We start from the raw sequence: 19,540 nt of genomic DNA, 5'->3' as shown, positions 1-19,540 counted from the left end.
CGCAATATTGACTGCGACGACAGGACGCTAACACCGGCAGAACAGCAATTTCCGCAGAATTGACGGTTGTGTCATATGGCGACATTGGGTGCCGCCCGGTCAGCAAACGTGCCGGCGGCCGGCGGGGACTACTGCGGGCAGATCAAGACCCGCTCGTGGAAGTGCCAACTATCGATGTTCACGTATTCGCCGGGGTTGCCCGGGACAGATCCACTCGAATCGAGTTCGGGGATGTAGACCTGGTTGATCCGCGCGCCGAAACCGAAACCGGTGTTGTTCTTGATGCCGCCGGACTGCTCGATGCTCCAGTTCACCATGCCATCGCTATAGGAAAAGGTCCTGAGGAGCTGAAGGTCTTTGCCGATGCCGAAGCTCTTTTCCCGCTTGAGCACCATCGGCGTGCCATCCACGGGCACGCAGCGTTCGGCATGCGCCTGGGGCGCCGGCAACGACACCAGCCCGGCCATCAGCGCGCCCCCCGTCACAACGGCAGCGACTGAATGTTTCACGTGAATCCTCCCCGCAAACCCCACGGTGCCTACTGTAGCCGCGAATTCACTCCGACTCACAGGGTCCGTTCAGCCCAATCGCGCGAGGACCGTCGCGGTCCACCGCCGCAACGCATCCGCCTGCGTTCGGCTCATGTTGTCGAACACCACCGAGCGCACCAACTCGGCGTGCCCTGGCGCAGCAGTCTCGAGCGCATCCCGCCCGCCCGCGGTGAGGGTGACGACGGCGGCGCGCCGGTCATCTGCGGACCCGGATCGCTCGATCAGACCGCGGGACCGCATGCGCGTCAGCTGGTGGGACACCCGGCTCTGCTCCCACCCCAGATGGGCACCGAGCTCACCCATCCGGCAGTCGGGTAGCTCGCTGAGCGCGACCAGTACGTCGTAGTCCGCCAGCGACAGCCCGTGATCGCGCTGCAACTGCCGGTTGAGCTCCGCCTGTAGGCGGCCGCTCATCGCCAGATAGCCACGCCAGAGGTCTTGCTGGTCGTCGGTGAGCCACATGAAATACATGACACATCATTTATGTTGTGACGTCCAGTAGCGACACCTAAGCTCACCGACAACGACAGGGGCTGACATGACCGAGACCGTCGACATCCGGCGCGCCGCCGACCGCGACGCCACCCGCATCTCGTGGCTGGATTCCAAGCACTCGTTCTCCTTCGGCGGCCACTACGACCCGGACAACACCCACCACGGCCTGCTGCTGGTGAACAACGACGACCGGGTCGCCCCGGGCTCGGGGTTCGAGACCCATCCGCACCGCGACATGGAGATCGTCACCTGGGTGCTGCGCGGGTCGCTCGTCCACCAGGACTCGACCGGCAACTCCGGGGTCATCTACCCCGGGCTGGCCCAACGGATGTCCGCCGGACGCGGCATCCTGCACTCTGAGAAGAACGACTCCTGGCGCCTCACCGGAGCCGAATCACACAGCGAACCCGTGCATTTCGTCCAGATGTGGGTGGTTCCCGATGAGTCCGGCAAGACGCCCGGCTACCAGCAGCTGGAGATCGACGACGAACTGCTGCGCGGAAAGCTGGTCACCATCGCCTCGGGCATGCCGGGCCATTCCAATGACACCGCCATCACCATCGGCCAGCGCAACGCCGCACTGCACGGCGCCCGGCTGGAGCCGGGCGACAGTGTCGAACTGCCGTCGGCGAAGTACCTGCACCTGTTCGTGGCACGTGGCGAGGTCGCGCTCGAGGGCGCCGGACCGCTGCAGGAAGGCGACGCGGTGCGGCTCACCGCGTCGGGCGGGCAGCGCGTCACCGCCACCACGCCGGCCGAGATCCTGGTGTGGGAAATGCACACCGATCTGTCCGGCTCATAGCCCAGCGCAATTGGCCCCACCCCGGCCCCGGTCGACGGTGGGGCCAATTGCCCTGTCCACCAAGGTGATTCAACCGTCATCGCCCCGTGATGCGGGCGTGACCAAAGTTGACAGAGTGTTTGCTGTGGCTACGCTGAAGGTCGTTGTATCGGACCGGAGGAAGGGCCACAATGTCGTTTCTCGGGCCGATTCCCCGACGCGACACCTTCCGTCGCGCGCGGAAAATCCTCAGGCGCACAATGCTTCTGACCCTGACCGCCGGCCTGGTCGGCACCGTCGGAATACCGGCGGCGCACGCCGCCGACGGCCGCGCTCTGCTGGTCAACGCCATCACCAACTACCGCGGCAGCTTCCTGGTGTACAACTTCGGCGGCGATCACCCCGCACCGCTGCTCAACGCCGCGGGCAACTGGTACGAATCGGGCAATGGCGGGCACCTGACCGTAATCAAAGCGGCGTCCCAACGCATGAACCCGCGGCTACTCGTCGACTCCCACCGCGGCATCCAGTCCCGCTGCGAGCGCGATCCCCGCGCCCGCACCGGCGAAGGACTGTTTCAGGCCTCCGAGATCTTCACGCCGCTGGAAGCCTGGCAGGCCCTGGGCCGGCCCACCATCGCGGTGAACGCCAACTTCTTCGACATCCGCGGTCAGCAGGGCGGGTCGTGGACCTCCACGGGATGTAGCTCGCCGCTGGGCGCCTACGTCGACAACACCCGCGGCCAGGGCCGCGCCAACGCCGCGGTCACCGGCACCATCCCCTATGCGGGCAAGCAGGGCCTGTCCGGCGGCAACGAGGTCTGGACCGCGCTGAGCACCATGATCATCCCGTCCGACGGCGCGCCCTACGTGATAACTCCCAGCAGCACAAGCGATTTCAACGCCGCGACCGGAGCGATCAACAATCTGGTGAACCAGGGCGCCCGGTTCGTCGCGGTCAGCGGCATCGGCCTGCTGGCCCCCGGCGACACCAGCCAATTGAACGACGGTGGCCCCAGCGCCGCCCGCACGGCACTCGCCTACGTGCGGAGCCGCGACGAGATGTACATCTTCCAGGGCGGCAGCTACACCCCCGACCAGATCCAGGATCTGTTCCGGGCACTCGGCAGCGACACCGCCATCCTCCTGGACGGCGGCGGCTCGTCGGCCATCGTGCTGCGGCGCGACACCGGAGGCCGCTGGGCCGGGTCCGGCACCCCGCGCGGCTCCTGCGACACCCCGGCGGTCCTCTGCGACTCGCGCGAACGCGCACTACCCGGCTGGCTCGGCTTCGCTTGAGGCGTCAGGCGTCAGGCCACTCCACCGGTGCCGCTCTCGGCACCGGAATCAGCCTCGGCGCCAGCGCTTTTCGACTGCTGCTCGGACTTGGGGCTGCCGGCCTGGGACGTCCCGCCTCGGCCCGCGGCCTGGCGCGACTCGTCCTCGCCGCCATCCGGCGCCGACACCGACCTCCCGTCATCGGTCTCGAGATCGAAGGCTTCCCGGCGTGCCTGCGGATCGGCCTGAGGATCGGTCTCCGGATCGGCCTCGGGCTCTTCTGCCTCGGGCTCGCCCTCGGGGTCGGTCTTGGCCTGTGCCTGTGGCTGCTGGGCCGACTGCTGGTCGGCCTCGTCGTTGTTGCCCGCCGACTGTTCGGGGCCGTGGTTCTCGTTCTTCGCGGGCGGGCCACTGACGCCGGCCCCGCCGAAAGACAGCGACGCCGGCTTCGCAGCGGTCAACGGAATCACGGCCGCCGGGCTGACGGCGCCGGCGTTCGTCGCCGGCAAGCTGCTCGCCGGACCAGCGCGAGACCGACCAGCGTGCCCGGCACGTCATTACGCAGACCCCGGCCAGAGAAACTGCGCACACTCGCCGGATAGGACCAGCGGAGAAACAAAGACGCCCGACGTGGATTCACGTCGGGCGTCTTTGTTGCCGTAGGTCAGCCGGCGTGTGCGGCGGAGCCACCGCCGGTGCCGGAGCTCGCCTTCGCGGCGCCATCCTTCTTCTGCCGCTTGGTCTTCGGGCCGTCGGTCTTGTCCGAGGTGTCGGCCTTGGTCGCCTTCTCGGACTTGTCCTTGGCGGCCTTCGTGCCCTTGTCGGACTTCGCGGGCTTGTCGGCCTTCTTGTCCTTCTTGTCCTTGCTCGCGGCGGGTGTGCCGTCCGCATCGTCAGCGGCATGCTTCGGCTTCTTGCCGCTGTCCGGCGTGGACGGGGTGCCTTCCTCGGCGGCGTGCTTGCCCGAGGACTCCTCGGTGCCCGTCTTGGTGTCGGACTTCGGATCGGCCTTGGGGTCGGCCTTCGGATCGGTCTTGGTGTCCTCCGCCTTGGGCTCTGCCTTCGGGTCCGTCTTCGGGTCGGTCTTGGGATTTTCGGCCGCAGGCTCGGTGCCGGTCTTGTCCTTCTCGGCTGCCGTCTGCTCGGTGGCCTGCTTGCCGTCCTTCTTGCTGGTGCCGGTGAGCCCGGTGAGGCTGGCAGACAGCGACTGCAGCTTCGGAGTGGTCGACGGAATGTCGGTCGCGGCCGTCGGGCTGACGACGCCCTCCTTCGCCGCCAGCGCGTTGATCGTCGCGCCCTGCGTGAGGCCGCCCACCGTGCCCAGCACGCTCTTGAGCAGGTTCTGCACCGTGCCGGCCAAGCCGCCGAGCGGGTTGAAGCCGTTGAGCTTGCCGCCGGTGAGCAGCTTGAGCAGTGCCTCGACCGCGTTGTCCGGCGCATCCGTCGGGTTGGCGCTGAAGAATTCCTTCTTGAACCCCGCCACCAGGGAATTCATGATGTCCGCTGGCACCTTCTGCCAGTTGACGTTCGGGAACGAGAAGAACGGCGTCGGGGTGCCGGGGTCGTTCAGGGTACGGCTGTAGGTGCCGTCGGGGTTGCGCACCACGTCGGTGTAGCCGAGGTTCACCAGGCTGGTCATGGCCGGCGCGAGTGCATTCGCCAACTTGTAGACGGGGCTGCCCAACGTGCCGAAGCTGACCATGTTCAGCACGTCGCCGGTCAGGTACATCGGTTCCATCAACGGCAGCGTGTTCGTCGGGATCGTCAGATAAATGTTGACGGCCAACGGATTTCCGGTCAGCAGGCCACCGGTGAGGGCGCCGAGCTGAGTGGTCAGCTGGTTGGTCAGCGTCGCGGTCGAGATGCCGCGCAGCAGGTAGGTCGGCAGGGTGCCGGCGACCAGGTTGTTGGCCAGGCTGAACGGGTTGGGCCAGGCCGCCAGGTCCGAGAACGGCTGGTATTCGAGGGTGGCGTCGACCTTGATCGGCAACAGGTTCGCGCCGCCGATGGACAGGCCGGTGTTCAGCAGCGGGATGCCACCGCTGTGCGCTGCCGCAACATCCGGGGTGATGAGGTTGATGCCCAGCAGGTCGCCCAGCGGGTAGAAGCGCGCCAGCAGGCCGCCGTTGGCGCGGCCCAGGTTGTTCAGCAGGATCATCGGCAGAACGGTGAGGCTGCCGAGGACCGGGCTGGCGCCGGCGTGCGTGGTGCCACCCGGCTGGTTCGACAGGTCCGCCAGCACCTTCGAATACGCCTGGCCCATGGAGAACGCGCCGAGTCCGAAGCCGACGCTGAGCGGCACGCGCACGTCGATGAGATCCAGCTTGTCCAGGCCGATGGCACCGCCCACGGTGTTGATCACCACCTGCAGGGCGCTGATCAGCGGGCCCAGACCGCCGAGGTTCGAGGCCCGATCCAGTACCTCGTTGATCAGGCCCATGGCGCCGACGTCGAGGTAGTCGGTGGTGTTGATCGCATTGGCAATCGCGTTGGCGGTGCCCGGGGTCCAGCCCAGGTCCAGACCCGCGATCTTCAGCAGGCTGAACACCGGTCCGGCGGTGACGATGTTGACGCCCGGGATGTCCAGACCGCTCAGGTCGAGGATGTTGTCCAGGTGGATGCCCAGCACGTCCAGCAGGCCACTCAGGGTCACGTTGCCCTGCGGGTCCATGATGCCCAGCGCACTCAGCAGCGGGACCAGCGCGCCCGTGAGGAGCGGGCCCAGCGCCGCATTGAGCAGCGGCGTCAGCTTGATCGGCAGCGCATCGAGAATCTGGCTCAGCAGATTCTTCGGCAGCTGGTTGATGAGGTTGGTGAGGTTCAGGCCACTGAGACCGCCGATGCCGCTGAGTGCCTGGACCAGTGGCGGGAGCAGCGCGTCGACGCCGCTCTGCGCCAGGTTGTACGCGGCGTTGCCGACGCCGAAGGTGATGTCGGGCAGCACGCCCGGCTTCGGGAACGGCGTGGTGAACGCGGACAGGTTGACGGCCGAGTGCGACGACGGCACCACCCTGGGGGCCGGCGGGTTCGGTACCGACGCCGTGACCGTCATCGCGGTAACTGTTGCGGCAGTCACCCCCAGCAATGCCGCCCGCTTTGCTTGAACACGCCCAGCCAGATGCGTAACAGCCATTTGCCCCGTCCCCTCAGCCGCCACAATCGGTTATCAACCGGACGGTAACATTAATGCATCGCAGCTCCAACACGCACCTTGACCTGCCGCTTTCCCAAATCTGGCAAACAGGCCAACGGAGCCAACACCGCCAAGTGAACGCCAGGCGGTCAGCTAATTTTCGTCTCGGGAAATTAGTTTGCTGACGGATTGGCGGCGGACCTCTCCGCCGGGGCCGTGCCGTGGCAAATATTGACGCACGCGGTCACTGTGACAGGCGCCCGCCGCAGGTCCGAACGTGATTCAGGCCATAGTCGATGCGCCGGCGGCAGCCGTCACCTGCCGTCGCCAAGAGACGAAGGCGGCTGGTTCACAGTGTGCTGACAGGCAGTGCGCGCCCACTCAGGCAAACACGCCCAATTGGGCCCGCGGCTACAGCTGCGGCGTCAGATCCAATTTGGTCAGGGCACTCATCTGACTGACCTTCCAATCGGCGCCGGAACGCTTCAAGCTCAGTCGGTACGACAAGTACCGCAGCGAGGGGATGCCCTTGGTCAGCGGGCTGGTCGCGACCGAGTTGGTGTAGACGATGGCGGTCGCCTCATTTGCACCGATACTTTCCACCGCTGTGCCCATCACCTTGGTCTGGTTGGTGACCTGAGCCTGCTTGTTGCTCGCGACGATCGAATCGACGAACTTGCGGTACTCCTCGGCGAAGCTGCCGGTCAGGTACTGCTGCGCCCGGTCCGCCAGCTTGTCCATGTCGTTCGGCGAGTACGACCACAGCGTGGTCACCGCCGCGGCCGCGGTCTTGGCGACCTCGAACTTGTTCTGCACCAGGGCACGATCGGCCAGATACGGCTGTACCGCGGCACCCGCGAACGCCGTGGCGCCGACGAACAACGCCGCCGCCACCACACCCGCAGCCAGCAGCCTGCGCCCGGCAGGACGGTGCGGCACCAGCACCACCGGGGCCGTTTCGGCCTCGTCCGCCGCTACCTCGTCAACCGTCTCGGTTGCCGAATCATCCTGGGCGGCAGCATCTTCCGTCTTCTCGTCAGCCTCGCCAGCCACATCGGCCGGGGCATCGGTGTCTTCGGCGGCTGCGTCGTCCGCAGGCGCCGTGTCGGCGGTCTGATGCCGGGGCAGGCGATGCCGACGCCGGGCAGCCTTGCCCTGCGGCGCGTCGGCCGTCCCCTGCGGAGCGTCGGCCACAGACTCCCCGGGGGTCACATCACCGGATTCATGCGGCTGATCTTCCACTGCTGCCCTTCCTGCGTAGCCGTTACCACCCAACGCGATCCGCTTTCCACGGTCGCGTTGCCGTCCGGCGTCGTCGTCGTCAGCTTCATCGCGATCAGCACGTCAGCGCTGCCGTCGTCATTCCACCGTTGCACACCTGCGTCTTCGACGGCTCCCTCCGCAGGCTGCGCGCGCGCCACCTGCATCAGGATCTGGTCGTGCTTGTCCTTGAACTGCTTGGCGAAGTCGCCGGTGGCCTGCCCCGCGATGCGTTCGACGTAGGCGTTGGCGTGGAACGGGTCGACCGCGGTGAAGCCCTTCATGAACTCCTCCACGTAACCCAGCACGGCCGCCGACTTGGCCTGACTCGCCACGTCCTTCTCGTGCTCGACCACCAGGTAAGTGCTGGCCGCGATCGCGGCGATCACCAAAACCGTTGTGACGCAGGCAATGACAGTCAGCACCAGCCGACTGGGCGCGCCCGCCACGGCCTTGAAGTAGTCCCCGGCGACGAAACGCTCGGCGGCATCGATCTTGCGGCGCGGGCTCATCAGCGTCCTCCCCGCGGACTCTTGAGGACCGTCAGATTCGACAGCAGCCACTTACCGTCTCGCGACTTCACGAAGTCGACCCGCACGGTGGCGGTGATGAACCGGAGCGAGTTGGTGTCGACGCCGCGCTGGCCCTGCAGCGCGAGCAGCATCGAGGCCTGGTCGGTGCCGGCGCTCAGGATCGCGCTGCTCACCGCGTAGTACTGATTGGTCGTCGGCTTCTTGCTCACCACCTGCTGCTGCTTGACCAGCTGGTCGCGGTAGCCGTCGGTGACCAAGGCCTGGGCGGTCTTGAAGTCGTTCTGATACGTATCGACGCCGTAGCTCAGGACGTGCTCGACGATCCTGGGACCCTGCTCGGAAATCTGGTGCCGCGCCTCGTTGACCGCGCGATCGTGCCGGAACTGCACACCGTAACTCAGCCCCACCGCCGCCACACAGACCAGCGCGCCGGCCGCGAGCACCTGCCCCGCCCGCCGACCGGTGTCGCGCTCAGGAGCCGGCGCAACGCGAACTTCGGTGTGCAGCAACAGATCTGCGAACGTGCGGTGCCGCGAATCCCACAGCGGCCACAGCCAGCCCAGCAGCACCGCGACGGTGTCCAGCAGATGCGCGAAGTCCCGCACAATGAGCCGGCCCATACCCGCGGGGACGCCGTCGGGGACCCGCTCCACCCGGATCGAGAACAGCGAACGGCCCAGGCTCCATCCCGTCATCGACGGCAGCAGCCACCGGTTCACCAGGATCGCGGCCGCCGCCAGGGTCGCCACCGAGGCGTACACCCACAGCGTCCAGTCGGCCCGAGCGGCATAGCCCAGCAGCGCCATCACGGCGATGACCGCCACGCCCAGCACGACGTCCAGAGCGAAGGCACCGGCCCGCGCCGGCCAAGAGGCCAACTCCGGGACCGGTTCGAACTCGGACTCGGTGCTCACTGACTCGGTACTCGTCGTCTCGTGACCAACCGTCACGAGGTGACCTGGTCGAGCTTGGCCACCTTGTACTTCCCGTCGACCGGCGCCATCTGCGCCCGCATCCGGTAGCCGACTTCCTTGTCCTTCTCGGCGCTGTTGCTGATCTTCACGCGGACCGCCACCAGGACGTCCATGGATCCGTCGTCGTTGTGCTTCTCGACGGCGGCCCGCATCTGCGAGATCTGCACCTGCACGTTGGCGGCCTTGTACGCCTCCAGCGTGATGCCACTCATGAACGAGGCCTGCGTCGCGTACGCACCGGTGGCGCACTCGATGATCTTCGTCTGGGCAGCGATCATCGCCGACGTGTCGGGGGCCTGGGTGGCCGTCACGCAGTCCTTGGCCGCAGCGATCGCGGCCGTCTCGTTCGCCGCGAGCGTTTGGCTCTCCCGATGCGACTTGAGCGCGAACCAGCCGCCCGCGCCAACTGCGGCAGCGAGGGCAACGAGCACCACGCACACCGTCAGGGCAATGCCCCGCCCGATCCGGGCGGGGCGCTGTGCACCCTCTGATTCACCGGTTACGCCCGGCTCCTCGATCGATTCCTCGGCAGACGGCTCTGTCGTCACCACGTCCTGCGACGTGACGTCCTGCTCATCGGTGGGGTTCAGCTGGCTGGTGCCAGCATCTCCTTCCATCCGTCGTCTCCTGGGTTGCTCGAGTTACTGACCGAATACTTCACACCATTCGGTCCGACCACTTGACCGCTCTGCGGGTTGTAGGTGGCCTCTGGTCCTGATGCCGGAGTGTAGATGCACGGGTTGGGTTGCTGTCCACTGCAGGCGACGGTGCCTTGTCCCGGTGCACTGATCGGGTCACTGGACGGAGCCGACGCCCGCTCCGGGGGCGGCAGCATGTTGGCCGGCAACGGGTTCATCCCGTTGTTGATCGACGGTGCCGGGATCACCTTGCCCGGATCGACGGGCTGATCACAGCGCGCGGCCGGGGCCGGGCAGTTCACGATCTGGTCCGGGTTGCCGTACCAGGGGTTGGTGCCCAGCGGCTCGTACGGCTTGTTGTCGCGGCACTCCATCGGGCTCGCCGCGCGCTTGGCCGGTGCATCCACACACGGCAGGTTGCGCGAGCCGCGGACCGTGTTCTGAGCGTCCTTCGGAATCTTGCAGTACAGGCCAGATTCCAGTGGCGCGGTGGACGTGTCCGCCGGGGAACGCCACTTGCCCGCAGGCAGGAAGCCCGTGAGGCACGGCGGCGGCTGGTTGATGCCGAGCGCCAGGTTGATCGGGAGTTCCTTCTCGTAGACCGCGGTCAGCGAGTCGACGATCGGACCGGCCATCGGCAACACCACGAGGACCTGCTCGAGGCCCTTGTTGTACCGCTTCAGCATGTCCAGGACGATCTCGACGTTGGCCAGCGACTGCGGTAGCGCGTCCCGAACCTCGCCGAACACCGAGTTGAGCTGATCAGCCGTCGGCGCACCCTGCTGGATGGCGCCACGCAGCGCCGCGTCCTGCTGGGCCGACTGCCCGGCCAGCACGTTCAGGTTCCGGGCCCACCGCGAGATGGCGTCACCGGACTTGACCTGGCTGTCGAGGATCGGCGCCGAGTTCTGGATGATGTCGTCGACCGAACCGATGTTGTCCTTGAAGTCCCCCGCCAGCGCCTGGGTGCCGTCGATGAGGTGTTGCAGTGACGGACCGAGCCCGCCGACGGCCTCCGCGGTGTAGTCGAGCAGTGCCCCGATCTTCTCCTTGGGCAGCGCCTTCAGGCCGTTCTCGGCCGAGTCGAGTGCCGGACCGACTTCCTTGGGCACCGTGCCCTTGGTGATGGTCTGGCCTTCCTTGAACACCTGGCTGGGGTTACCGGGCGACACCAGGTCGATGAACTGCTCACCGACCGCCGACACCGAGTGGACGTTCGCGACCGAGTCCACCGGAATCTTGTACTTGTCGTCGATGTCCATCTTGATGCGGGCGCCGGTCTCCGTCGGCTCCACCGCCAGCACCTTGCCGATGGTGATGCCCTGGTAGGTGACGTTGGCCGTCTTGTACAGACCGGCGGAGTTCGGCAGGTCGGCGTACAGCCGGTACATGCCCACCCCGAGGTAGGTCGGCAACTGCAGGTAGATCAGGGACAGGCCGACGAGCGCGGCCACCGTGAGAATGCTGAAGATCACCAACTGCATCTTCAGAAACCGGGTGAGCATCTGTCACTCCCCCCTTTCCACTCGCGGCCCGCCCGGCGCGGTGGCCGGGTTCGGGGTGAATCGGACATCCGGGATCATCGTCGCCGGATCGCGGCCCCACGACTGCTCCAGGGCGCGGGCCATACCCGACAGGCCGGTGCCGGTCAGGATGCCGTTGTCGATCGCGCTCAGCGTCAGGTCGAGGTGCAGCGAGATGTTCATGTAGTCGCCGCGGATGACCTTCGGGATGTTGTCGATCGGGAACGGCAGCGTGAACAGCAGCTTCATGGCCGGCACCAGGTTCGGTGACGTCTTGGCGATCTGCTTGAGCGCCCGCTGCAACGTCGCCAGGTTGGTGTGGATGTTGGCGTTGCTGTTCGACAGCGTCGTGTCAGCGGCCTTCGACAACCGGCCCAGCGCCAGCACCGCGTTGGTGAACAGGTCCTGGGTCTTGTTGAAGTGCTCGATCAGCGGCGGCGTCTCGGTCAGCACCCGGTCCAGGGTGTCGTTGCGGTCCGCCACGACCTTCAGCAGCGTGTCACTCGACCGGATCGCCCGCGTGATGTCGTCACGCTGCTGGTTGAGCTCGTCGGTGAAGGTGTCCAACCGGTGCAGGAACTCTTTGATCTGATCCGCGCGCCCGTTGAGGATGTTGTAGACCTCGGACTGGATCTTCTCGATGTTCGGCACACCGCCGCCGGTCAGGATGCCGGAGATACCCGCCAGCGTCCGCTCGATGGTCGGGAAGGCCGACGAGTTCTTCAGCTCGATGGTGTCGCCGTTTTTCAGCTGCTGCGACGACGGGTTCGCGGGCTCGTCCAACTCGACGTGCTGTGAACCCAGCAAGCTGGTCTGACCGATCTTGGCCTGCACGTTGCGCGGCAGGTGGATGCCGGGGTTCAGATCCACCGTCAAGGTGGGAACCCAGTTCTTCAGCTCGATCGACCGGACGCGCCCGATGAACACGTCCGCCACCCGGACCCGGCTGTTGGCGTTGAGGCCCAACGTTTCCGGCATCTGGATGTAGATCGTCGAATGGCCGTCCACCGTGCCCGGGCCACCGGGCAGCGGCACGTTGGCGATACCGCGCCAGCCGCAGGAGCTGAGCACCAGCGCCGCGGCCGACAACACACCGACCCGGCGGGCGTTACGCGCCCACCTCCCCGACTTCGGATCGATCGACCCGGTCATCATTGGCCTCCAACTTCGGCAGGAAGGGCAGGTCCGGCCGGCGCGGGCGCCGGTCCTGGGGCAGGCCCAGGTGCCATGGCACTCATCGGACTCGGATCGTTACCCGGTCGCGGCGGCGAGACCGGTCCCGGCTGTGGGTACCACGGCGGGGGCAGCGGGCTGCTCTCGTTGTAGGCATCCGGCGGACCCGCCATGTTGACGCCACCGGTCGGCGGAATGATGTCCGGCCCACCCATGAGCTCACTCAGCGACTCCGGGGTCAGCAGGTCCTGGGTCGACTGCCCGACCTTGAGCCCCTGCATACCGGGAGCGGTGATCCAGCCCGCCTCGTGCTGGCCGTGCGACCACGGGGTGTCCCGCGAGAACACACCGGGCACGGTGGTGTCCTTGAACCCGCCCGGGGGCTGCAGACGCGGCTCCGAGTACGTGACCAGCTTCGGCAGCGTCATGGCGGTCGTCGCCATGTTGATGCCGAACGGCAGGTAGTTGAACTTGATCGCGTCCATGACCGGCGCCAGGTACTGCGCGCACAGTTCGGCGGAGTCCTGGTAGCCCAACCGGCTGCCGGCCTGGATCGAGCTGCAGATGAACTGCAGCGGGTTCGAGTAGTTCGTGATGCCCGGGAGGACACCGGAGGCGATCAGACCGCCGGTGGCCGGCGAGTAGATGTTCTCGAGGTTGGCCAGGAAGTTCGGGTAGGCGTGCAGCGCCCGCTCCAGACCGTCCCGCGGCTCCGGCTGCAGGATGGCCGTCGTCGCCTCGGACACGTTGTTGATGTCGTGAGCGAGGACGCTGCCGTTCTTGTCCAGGAAGGTGCGGGTCGTCGCCATCACCTTGTTCAGGTCCTTGAGCGCGGTGGCCAGTTCCTGATCGGTGTTGGTGAACTTGTTGGTGAACGAGGCCAGGTCGTTGTTCAGCGAGACGAACTGCTGGTCGCTCTTGTGCAGGGCGTTGACGAAGACCGCCAGGCTCTTGATCACCTGGATGAAGTCACCGCGGCCCTGGTTGAGGGTGTTCACCGCATCAGAGAGGCCCTTGAGGGTCTTGTTGATCTGAGCGCCCTTGCCCTCGAAGCCGTTGGCGAACGACTCGATGATGTCGCCGAACGGACCCTTGGGCTGTTCCTTGGTCGGACCGAGCTCGGCGAGGATGCGGGTCAGCTGGTTGCGCAGCTCGTCGTACTCGATCGGAATCTGGGTGCGCTCGATCGGGATGACGGCGCCGTCCTCCATGACCGGCCCACCGGTGTACGGCGGGGACAGCTGGATGACGCGGGACGCCACCAGACTCGGGTTCAGCACCGAGGCGGACGCGTTCTGCGGCACCTTGTACTTGTTCGAGTAGTGGAAGACGACCTTCATCTTGCCGTCGTGCGTATCGAGCGTGTCGATGGCGCCGACCTCGACCCCCATGATGAGGATCTTGTCGCCCGGGTACAGAGCGAGCACCTCGGGGAAGTACGCCGTCACCGTGGTGGTGGTGAGCTTGCGGTACGCCTGCAGGCCGAAGAACCCGGCGAGCACGATCACCACGAGCGCGACGGCGCCGCCGATGAGCGTCCCCCGAGACAGGTTCGGCTTCTTGATGTTCCGGATGTTGAAAACAGTCGACATCGTGGCGGCCCTATCCTTGCGACCCAGGCGGGAGGAACGGCGGGTTACCCGGCAGCGGCGCGGTACCAGCCGGTGCTGCGTTGGGACCCGGCCCCGGCGGCGCCGGCGGGGCGATCAGCGGCCCGGGGATCGGAGCGAATCCGGGAGCGATGTCGCTGTCGCCAGGCTGCGGCGTCAGCGGAACCGTCCGGGCACCGACGGGAGCGGGCGGCAACGGCACCGGGGTACCGGGCACGTTCTCGGCCGGCTGTCCCGGGAAGGCGGCCGACGGCACCCCCGGGCCGGTGGGCACACCAGCCGGGTTCGGTTGTGACGCAATAACATTCGGCGCGCCGTAGTTGTCGCCGTACGGGTTGTTACCGAACGGGCCGACGGTGAGGTGCGAGCACGGCAACGGATCGGCCGGCGACGGGTCGGCGCCGGGTCCCGGGGTGTACGAGCACGGCGAGCCGGGAGGCACCGCGGGGCCGGGATGCTCCGGTGTGCCTTCGAGCTTCGGCGGTGCCGGCGGCGGCGCACCGTTGGCGAAGCGCTTGCCGTTGGGATCGGGCCACTGGGCCTCGGGCAGGCCGGCGCTGCGCCAGAAGTCTTCGGGGTTCAGTCCGCGCTTCTTGAACGCGGCGTCCACGAACGGCTGCATGAGCTGCGGCGGCAGGATGTTCTCGACCATGACCTTGAAGTACGGGCCCGACGCGATGGCCTCCGACAGCGAGGCCACGAACTTGCCCGCCGACACCAGCGTGTCGGACAGGTCCTGCTTGCGGGCGACGAGGATGTCGCTGATGGTCCGGAGCTGCTCCAGCACGTGGTTGATGTTCGGGTTCTCGTCGATGGTCGCCTGGAGTTGGTTCGACACCTTGGAGACCCGCTCGAGCAACAGGCCGACGGCCTCGCCGCGCTGGTTCAGGGCGTGCAGCAGCGTCTGGGCGTTGACCAGCAGCGCGTTGACCTGACCACTGCGGTCGCTGAGGACCGTCGCGATCTTGTTGGCGTTGGCCAGCAGCGACCGGACCTCGTCATCGCGCTTGCCGATGGTCTCCGAGAGCTTCTGCACGCCCTCGAGCGCCGCGGTCAGGTGCGGCGACGTCTGGTCGGCGGTCTCGGACAGCACGTTGAGCGAGTCCTTGATCGTCTTGGTGTCCCAGCCCTGCGAGGCGCGGGTGACATCGAAGATCGCGTCGTAGATCTGGTACGGCGTGGACGTCTGACCGAGCGGCAGGACGCCCCGCGGCGGCAGCTTGTGGCCGCCCTTGGGCTCGATCTCGATGGCTTTGCGGCCAAGGATGGTCTCGGTCTTGATCAGCGCACGGCTGTCCGAACCGATGGTGTTGGTGCCGATCTGGAAGCCGATGATCACCTTGTCGCGGTCGATGTCCATGGTCTTGACCTGGCCGACATTGACGCCGTCGATGCGGACGAAGTCACCCACGACGAGGCCGCCGGTGTCGGTGAACTGGCCGTAGTACGTCGGCGCCGCGAACAGCATCGGCACGGTGGTGACGGACGCTCCGACCGCGGTGACCAGCGCAACGGCGGCGAGGCCCATCATGCCCCTGCGGACCCGGTCGGATCCTTCTATGGTCCTCACTTCGGCGTGCACCTTCCGGACGGCTGGTTTGTGAGCTTGACCGTGCGCACCGGCCCGCCAGGCTGCAGACCGTTCATCTTCAACTCGATGTCGCAGACGTAGAAGTTGAAGAAGTCGCCGTAGACACCGCCGGAGCGGCCCAGAATCTTCAGCGCCTGCGGCACCTTCTGCAGGGTGTCGTTGAGCTGTTCCTTCTGGTCGACCAGCGACTGCTGCGTCGTCTCGAGGTAGCCGAGGGTGTCGTGCAGCAGCGGTCGGTTGTCGCCCAGCAGGTCACCGAGCGAGCCGGCGGCGTTGCTGATGTTGGCGACCGAGTCGGCGATCGGGTCGGAGCGGTTCTTCAGCCCCGTCACCAGCGCCTCGAAGTTCTTCAGCGTGTCGTCGAACTGCTTCTGGTGCTTGACCGTGGTGTTCAGCACCGTGTTGAGGTTCTTGATCACCTCACCGATGGCCTGGTCCTGCTCACCGACGGTCGAGGTGAACTGCGCCGTCTGGTCCAGGATGTTGTTGATGGTGCCGCCCTCGCCCTGGAAGATCGTGACGATCGACGAGGCGATGGTGTTGACCTTCTGCGGATCCAGCGAACGGAACAGCGGCCGGAAGCCACCGACCAGCGCGTCGAGGTCCAAGGCGGGTTCGGTGCGCTCGACCGGGATGGTGCCGCCCGGAGGCAGCACCTGGTTGCTGTCGCCGCGGCTGAGGTCCAGGAACCGGTTGCCGAGCAGATCCTGGTAGCGGATGTGCGCCGAGGTCTTCTGGTACAGCGGAACCGACTTGTCGACGTTGAAGTGGACCCGCACCTTGCCGGCGGGGATCAGCTCGACCTCGGTGACCTTGCCGACCTCGACGCCGAAGGCGCGCACGAACTGATCGGCCTTGAGGCCACTCGTGTTGTCGAAGATCGCGAAGTAGTCGTTGTTCCGGCTGAACCGGAACTGACCGAACACGATGAAGATGCCTGCGGTGAAGGCCAGCAGGACTGCGGAGAAGATGGCGAGTTTGAACGCCGTGCCCTTGATGCTCATGGGTTGATCGTGTTCTCCCCGTCTTGACGACCCCAGACGTATTCGGACGCGAAAGGCGAGCCGAGACCGAAGTGGTTGTACGGCGCGATCGACGCGCCAGTGTCCATCACCATGTAGGGCATCGGGAGGATGTCCTTGGTAACCGTCCAGCAACCCGGGCGACCCATCGGACCGCCGGAGGCGTTGATCCGCGGGAGGTTGTCCGGATAGACGTACTGGTTGGCCGCACCGACGAGCTCGGTGTGCGTCACCAGCGAGTAGCCATTACCGCCCAGGCCCTTGGCCGCGGCCGGTGCACCGGCGGCGAAGCCGCGGAACAGGCAGTCGAGCTCAGGGGCGTACTTGTCCAGCACCCGGGCGGTCGGCAGCAGGTCCTGCGCGCCGCGGACCAGGTACGGGCCGCCACGCTCGAGGATGTCGCCACCGGTGTTGCCGAACCCGACCGCCGACATCAGCGCCTGGTCGATGTTGCCGCGCTGATCGTTCAGGGTGCGCTCGGTGGACACGGCACTCTTGAGGCCGTCCCACAGATCCGGCGACGCCTTGGCGTACACCTCGGTCAGGTCGGCGATCGCCTTGGTGTCGTGCCGGAAGGTCGGCATCCGCTGGTTCAGGTCGGCCAGGATCGTATTGCCGTTGACCAGCGACTGACCGAACTTTTCACCCAGCCCGTCGAGCGCCTGGGCGGCCGCGGTCAGCGTCGCGTTCAGCTTGATCGGGTCGACCTGCTCGGAGATCGCGGTGATGGTCTCGAACAGCGTGTTGAACTCCGTGGTCACGCACGCGGTCGGCGGCGTCGGCGGGGAGCAATTGGAGACGTCGATGGTGTCGCCGCCCCGCAGCCGCTGCGACGCCGGGCTCGACGGGGAGGTGAACGAGACGTACTTGTTGCCGAAGGCCGTGGTGGCCAGCAGCTTCACGTCGACGTTCTTGGGCAGCAGGTTGAGGTACTGCGGGTCGATGTTGAGCACCAGCCGGGCTTCCGGCGCCTGGCCTGCGTGGCCGACGACCTGGACGTCCTTCACCCGGCCGATCGGCACGCCGTTGTAGGTGGCCTTCGAGCCCGGGTCCATCGAGAGCCCCGAGCGCGGGGTCAGCACGTAGAGCTGGGCCTTGGTGTCGAAATATCCACGGAACTGGGCCCAGGTCAGGCTCAGCACCACCGCGGCGACGACCGCCAGGATCACGCCGGCGATCTTGTACGGCGGCGTGCGGTCCTTGTTCAGCGGCGCATGGACCTGGCCCGCGGCAACGGGTGGGGTCGGCATCGAGTTCGTCATCGCGTCACACCGTCAGGTTGAAGTTCGGGTCGGTGCCGTAAAGCGCCAACGAGAAGAGCAGGACGACCGTGACGATCGAGATCAGGGAGGTGCGCATCGAGCGTCCCACCGCTTCACCCACGCCGACGGCACCGCCGCTGGCGTAGTAGCCGAAGTAGGCGTGGTTGAGGAGCACGACCACCGACATGATGATGACCTCGAGGAACGACCACATGACGTCGTCGACGCGGAGGAAGGTGTGGAAGTAGTGCTCGTAGGTACCGACTGACTGTCCATAGAACAGTGTCGTGACCAGCTGGGCCGACAGGAACGACAGCAGGATCGCCATCGCGTACAGCGGCACGATGACGACCATGCCGGCAATCAGCCGGGTCGACACCAGGAAGGACAGGGATTTGACGCCCATGACCTCGAGCGCGTCGACCTCTTCACTGATGCGCATGGCGCCGAGCTCGGCGGTGGCGCCGGCGCCGACCGTTGCGGCCAGGGCCTGACCGGTCACGACCGGAGCGACGACGCGGATGTTGGCCAGGGCGGCGAAGAAGCCGGTGAAGGCCGCGACACCGATGTTGCCCAGGGAGGCAAAGCCCTGGATGGCGATCAGGGAGCCGGCGGCCAGGGTGACGAAGCCGATGATCGCGACCGTGCCGCCGATGACGGCCATGGCGCCGGTACCCATGCCGACCTCGGCGATGAGGCGCAATACCTCTTTGCGGTAGTAGCGGAACGCGTGCGGAATGTGCCCGACGGCCGAAACCACGAAGACCGCGACGTGGCCCAGGCTGTCGAACAACCGGGCAGGCGCGGCGCCGATTTCGGCGACCTTGGAGAAGGCGCGGGGAAACCGGCCCCGGAGAACTGTCGATGTACTCATATCGCTACCCGGCCTGCGTTCCGAACTTGACACCGATCGTGGTCAGCACCACGTTGACCCCGAACAGCGCGATGACGCAGAGGACCAGCGTCTCGTTCACCGCGGTACCGACACCCTTCGAGCCGCCCGCCACGGTAAGCCCGCGGAAGCAGCCGACCAGGCCGGCAATCAGACCGAAGATGGTGGCCTTGAGCACCGAGATCACGACCTCGGGGAAGCCCGTCAGCAGCGTCAGCGTCGAGACGTAGGCGCCGGCGTTGACGTTCTGGATGTAGACACCGAAGAAGTAGCCACCGACCAGACCGATGATGATCACCGCGCCGTTGAGCATGAAGGCGACGAACGTGGAGGCGACCACGCGGGGCACCACCAGTCGCTCGATCGGATCGATACCCAGCACCTCCATGGCGTCGATCTCTTCACGCACGGTCCGGGCGCCGAGGTCGGCGCAGATGGCCGTCGAACCCGCGCCGGCGACCACCAGCACTGTCACCAGTGGGCCCAGCTGGGTGACTGCACCCAGGGCGGCACCGGCGCCGGAGACGTCAGCCGCACCGAACTCCGCGAGCAGGATGTTCAGCGTGAAGATGATGAGCACCGTCAGCGGGATGGAGACCGCCAGCGTGGGCAAGAAGGCCACCCGGATCAGGAACCAGCACTGAAGGACGAACTCCTTCCACTGGAAGGGCCGGGAGACCAGCGCCTTGAAGGTCAAGATGCACATCTTGACGAAGCCACCGATCTTGGTGAATGGCTTGTCCAGCTGGTCCTTGAGATAACCGACCAAGGTGTTGTCTGAGGCTGTCACCGATCAGCCATCCCTTCCGGAATACGGCCGTTCCG

At 66.5% G+C, this 19,540-nt stretch carries 18 protein-coding genes; 2 read left to right on the top strand and 16 right to left on the bottom strand.

Annotation, left to right across the window (positions count from 1 at the left end; translation table 11 throughout):
• Nucleotides 1-128: 128 nt before the first annotated feature.
• Both AC1U2B_RS23870 and AC1U2B_RS23865 read right to left on the bottom strand, forming a co-directional pair.
• Entirely contained in the window at nt 129-533 is a 405-nt protein-coding gene (locus tag AC1U2B_RS23870) for a hypothetical protein (RefSeq protein WP_480218730.1), read from the bottom strand.
• Between the two features lie 45 nt (nt 534-578).
• The gene (locus AC1U2B_RS23865) at nt 579-1,022 is read right to left on the bottom strand and encodes a MarR family winged helix-turn-helix transcriptional regulator (protein ID WP_480218729.1); all 444 of its coding nucleotides are present in this window, start codon (nt 1,020-1,022) and stop codon (nt 579-581) included.
• 67 nt (nt 1,023-1,089) lie between these two features.
• Between AC1U2B_RS23865 and AC1U2B_RS23860 the strand changes: the two genes are divergently transcribed.
• Nucleotides 1,090-1,848 carry a pirin family protein gene (locus AC1U2B_RS23860; protein ID WP_480218728.1) on the top strand — a complete coding sequence of 253 codons (759 nt, stop codon included), beginning with the start codon at nt 1,090-1,092 and terminating at the stop codon, nt 1,846-1,848.
• A 239-nt stretch (nt 1,849-2,087) separates the two neighbouring features.
• The gene (locus AC1U2B_RS23855; protein ID WP_480218727.1) at nt 2,088-3,125 is read left to right on the top strand and encodes a phosphodiester glycosidase family protein; all 1,038 of its coding nucleotides are present in this window, start codon (nt 2,088-2,090) and stop codon (nt 3,123-3,125) included.
• A gap of 11 nt (nt 3,126-3,136) precedes the next feature.
• Here the strand turns inward: AC1U2B_RS23855 and AC1U2B_RS23850 are convergent, their stop codons facing one another.
• The 14 genes from AC1U2B_RS23850 to AC1U2B_RS23785 form a co-directional block, all read right to left on the bottom strand.
• Nucleotides 3,137-3,613, bottom strand: coding sequence for a hypothetical protein (locus AC1U2B_RS23850; RefSeq protein WP_480218726.1), 477 nt, complete (start codon nt 3,611-3,613; stop codon nt 3,137-3,139).
• 155 nt (nt 3,614-3,768) lie between these two features.
• Nucleotides 3,769-6,156: an alpha/beta hydrolase family protein gene (locus AC1U2B_RS23845; RefSeq protein WP_480218725.1), complete on the bottom strand. Its 2,388-nt coding sequence runs from the start codon at nt 6,154-6,156 to the stop codon at nt 3,769-3,771.
• Nucleotides 6,157-6,648: 492 nt separating this feature from the next.
• Nucleotides 6,649-7,479, bottom strand: a complete 831-nt coding sequence (locus AC1U2B_RS23840) for a mammalian cell entry protein (protein ID WP_480218724.1) — start codon at nt 7,477-7,479, stop codon at nt 6,649-6,651.
• Nucleotides 7,446-8,009 carry an Rv1363c family protein gene (locus AC1U2B_RS23835; protein WP_480218723.1) on the bottom strand — a complete coding sequence of 188 codons (564 nt, stop codon included), beginning with the start codon at nt 8,007-8,009 and terminating at the stop codon, nt 7,446-7,448. The genes AC1U2B_RS23840 and AC1U2B_RS23835 overlap by 34 nt, the downstream gene beginning before the upstream one ends.
• Nucleotides 8,009-8,944: an RDD family protein gene (locus AC1U2B_RS23830; protein WP_480218722.1), complete on the bottom strand. Its 936-nt coding sequence runs from the start codon at nt 8,942-8,944 to the stop codon at nt 8,009-8,011. Before AC1U2B_RS23830 ends, AC1U2B_RS23835 begins: the two co-directional genes overlap by 1 nt.
• Before the next feature lie 32 nt (nt 8,945-8,976).
• Nucleotides 8,977-9,621, bottom strand: coding sequence for a hypothetical protein (locus tag AC1U2B_RS23825; protein WP_043391240.1), 645 nt, complete (start codon nt 9,619-9,621; stop codon nt 8,977-8,979).
• The gene (locus AC1U2B_RS23820) at nt 9,591-11,147 is read right to left on the bottom strand and encodes a virulence factor Mce family protein (protein ID WP_071288604.1); all 1,557 of its coding nucleotides are present in this window, start codon (nt 11,145-11,147) and stop codon (nt 9,591-9,593) included. The genes AC1U2B_RS23825 and AC1U2B_RS23820 overlap by 31 nt, the downstream gene beginning before the upstream one ends.
• A gap of 3 nt (nt 11,148-11,150) precedes the next feature.
• Nucleotides 11,151-12,317, bottom strand: a complete 1,167-nt coding sequence (locus AC1U2B_RS23815) for a virulence factor Mce family protein (protein ID WP_110797410.1) — start codon at nt 12,315-12,317, stop codon at nt 11,151-11,153.
• Nucleotides 12,317-13,930: a virulence factor Mce family protein gene (locus tag AC1U2B_RS23810; RefSeq protein WP_480218721.1), complete on the bottom strand. Its 1,614-nt coding sequence runs from the start codon at nt 13,928-13,930 to the stop codon at nt 12,317-12,319. The genes AC1U2B_RS23815 and AC1U2B_RS23810 overlap by 1 nt, the downstream gene beginning before the upstream one ends.
• Nucleotides 13,931-13,940: 10 nt before the next feature.
• Nucleotides 13,941-15,518 (bottom strand): MCE family protein, encoded by a 1,578-nt coding sequence (locus AC1U2B_RS23805; RefSeq protein WP_192830210.1) that lies wholly within the window; start codon nt 15,516-15,518, stop codon nt 13,941-13,943.
• Nucleotides 15,515-16,543 carry a virulence factor Mce family protein gene (locus AC1U2B_RS23800; RefSeq protein ID WP_480218720.1) on the bottom strand — a complete coding sequence of 343 codons (1,029 nt, stop codon included), beginning with the start codon at nt 16,541-16,543 and terminating at the stop codon, nt 15,515-15,517. The genes AC1U2B_RS23805 and AC1U2B_RS23800 overlap by 4 nt, the downstream gene beginning before the upstream one ends.
• Nucleotides 16,540-17,823: an MCE family protein gene (locus tag AC1U2B_RS23795; protein WP_480218719.1), complete on the bottom strand. Its 1,284-nt coding sequence runs from the start codon at nt 17,821-17,823 to the stop codon at nt 16,540-16,542. The genes AC1U2B_RS23800 and AC1U2B_RS23795 overlap by 4 nt, the downstream gene beginning before the upstream one ends.
• A gap of 4 nt (nt 17,824-17,827) precedes the next feature.
• Complete coding sequence (locus AC1U2B_RS23790; protein WP_043391254.1) at nt 17,828-18,697, bottom strand: MlaE family ABC transporter permease; 870 nt, start codon at nt 18,695-18,697, stop codon at nt 17,828-17,830.
• A gap of 4 nt (nt 18,698-18,701) precedes the next feature.
• On the bottom strand, nt 18,702-19,505 hold the full coding sequence (locus tag AC1U2B_RS23785) for an MlaE family ABC transporter permease (protein ID WP_043391256.1): 804 nt from the start codon (nt 19,503-19,505) through the stop codon (nt 18,702-18,704).
• Nucleotides 19,506-19,540 lie beyond the last annotated feature (35 nt).

The sequence above is a fragment of the Mycolicibacterium sp. P4_G11 genome, from assembly GCF_056555145.1.
This window is presented reverse-complemented; position numbering and strand designations above follow the sequence as displayed.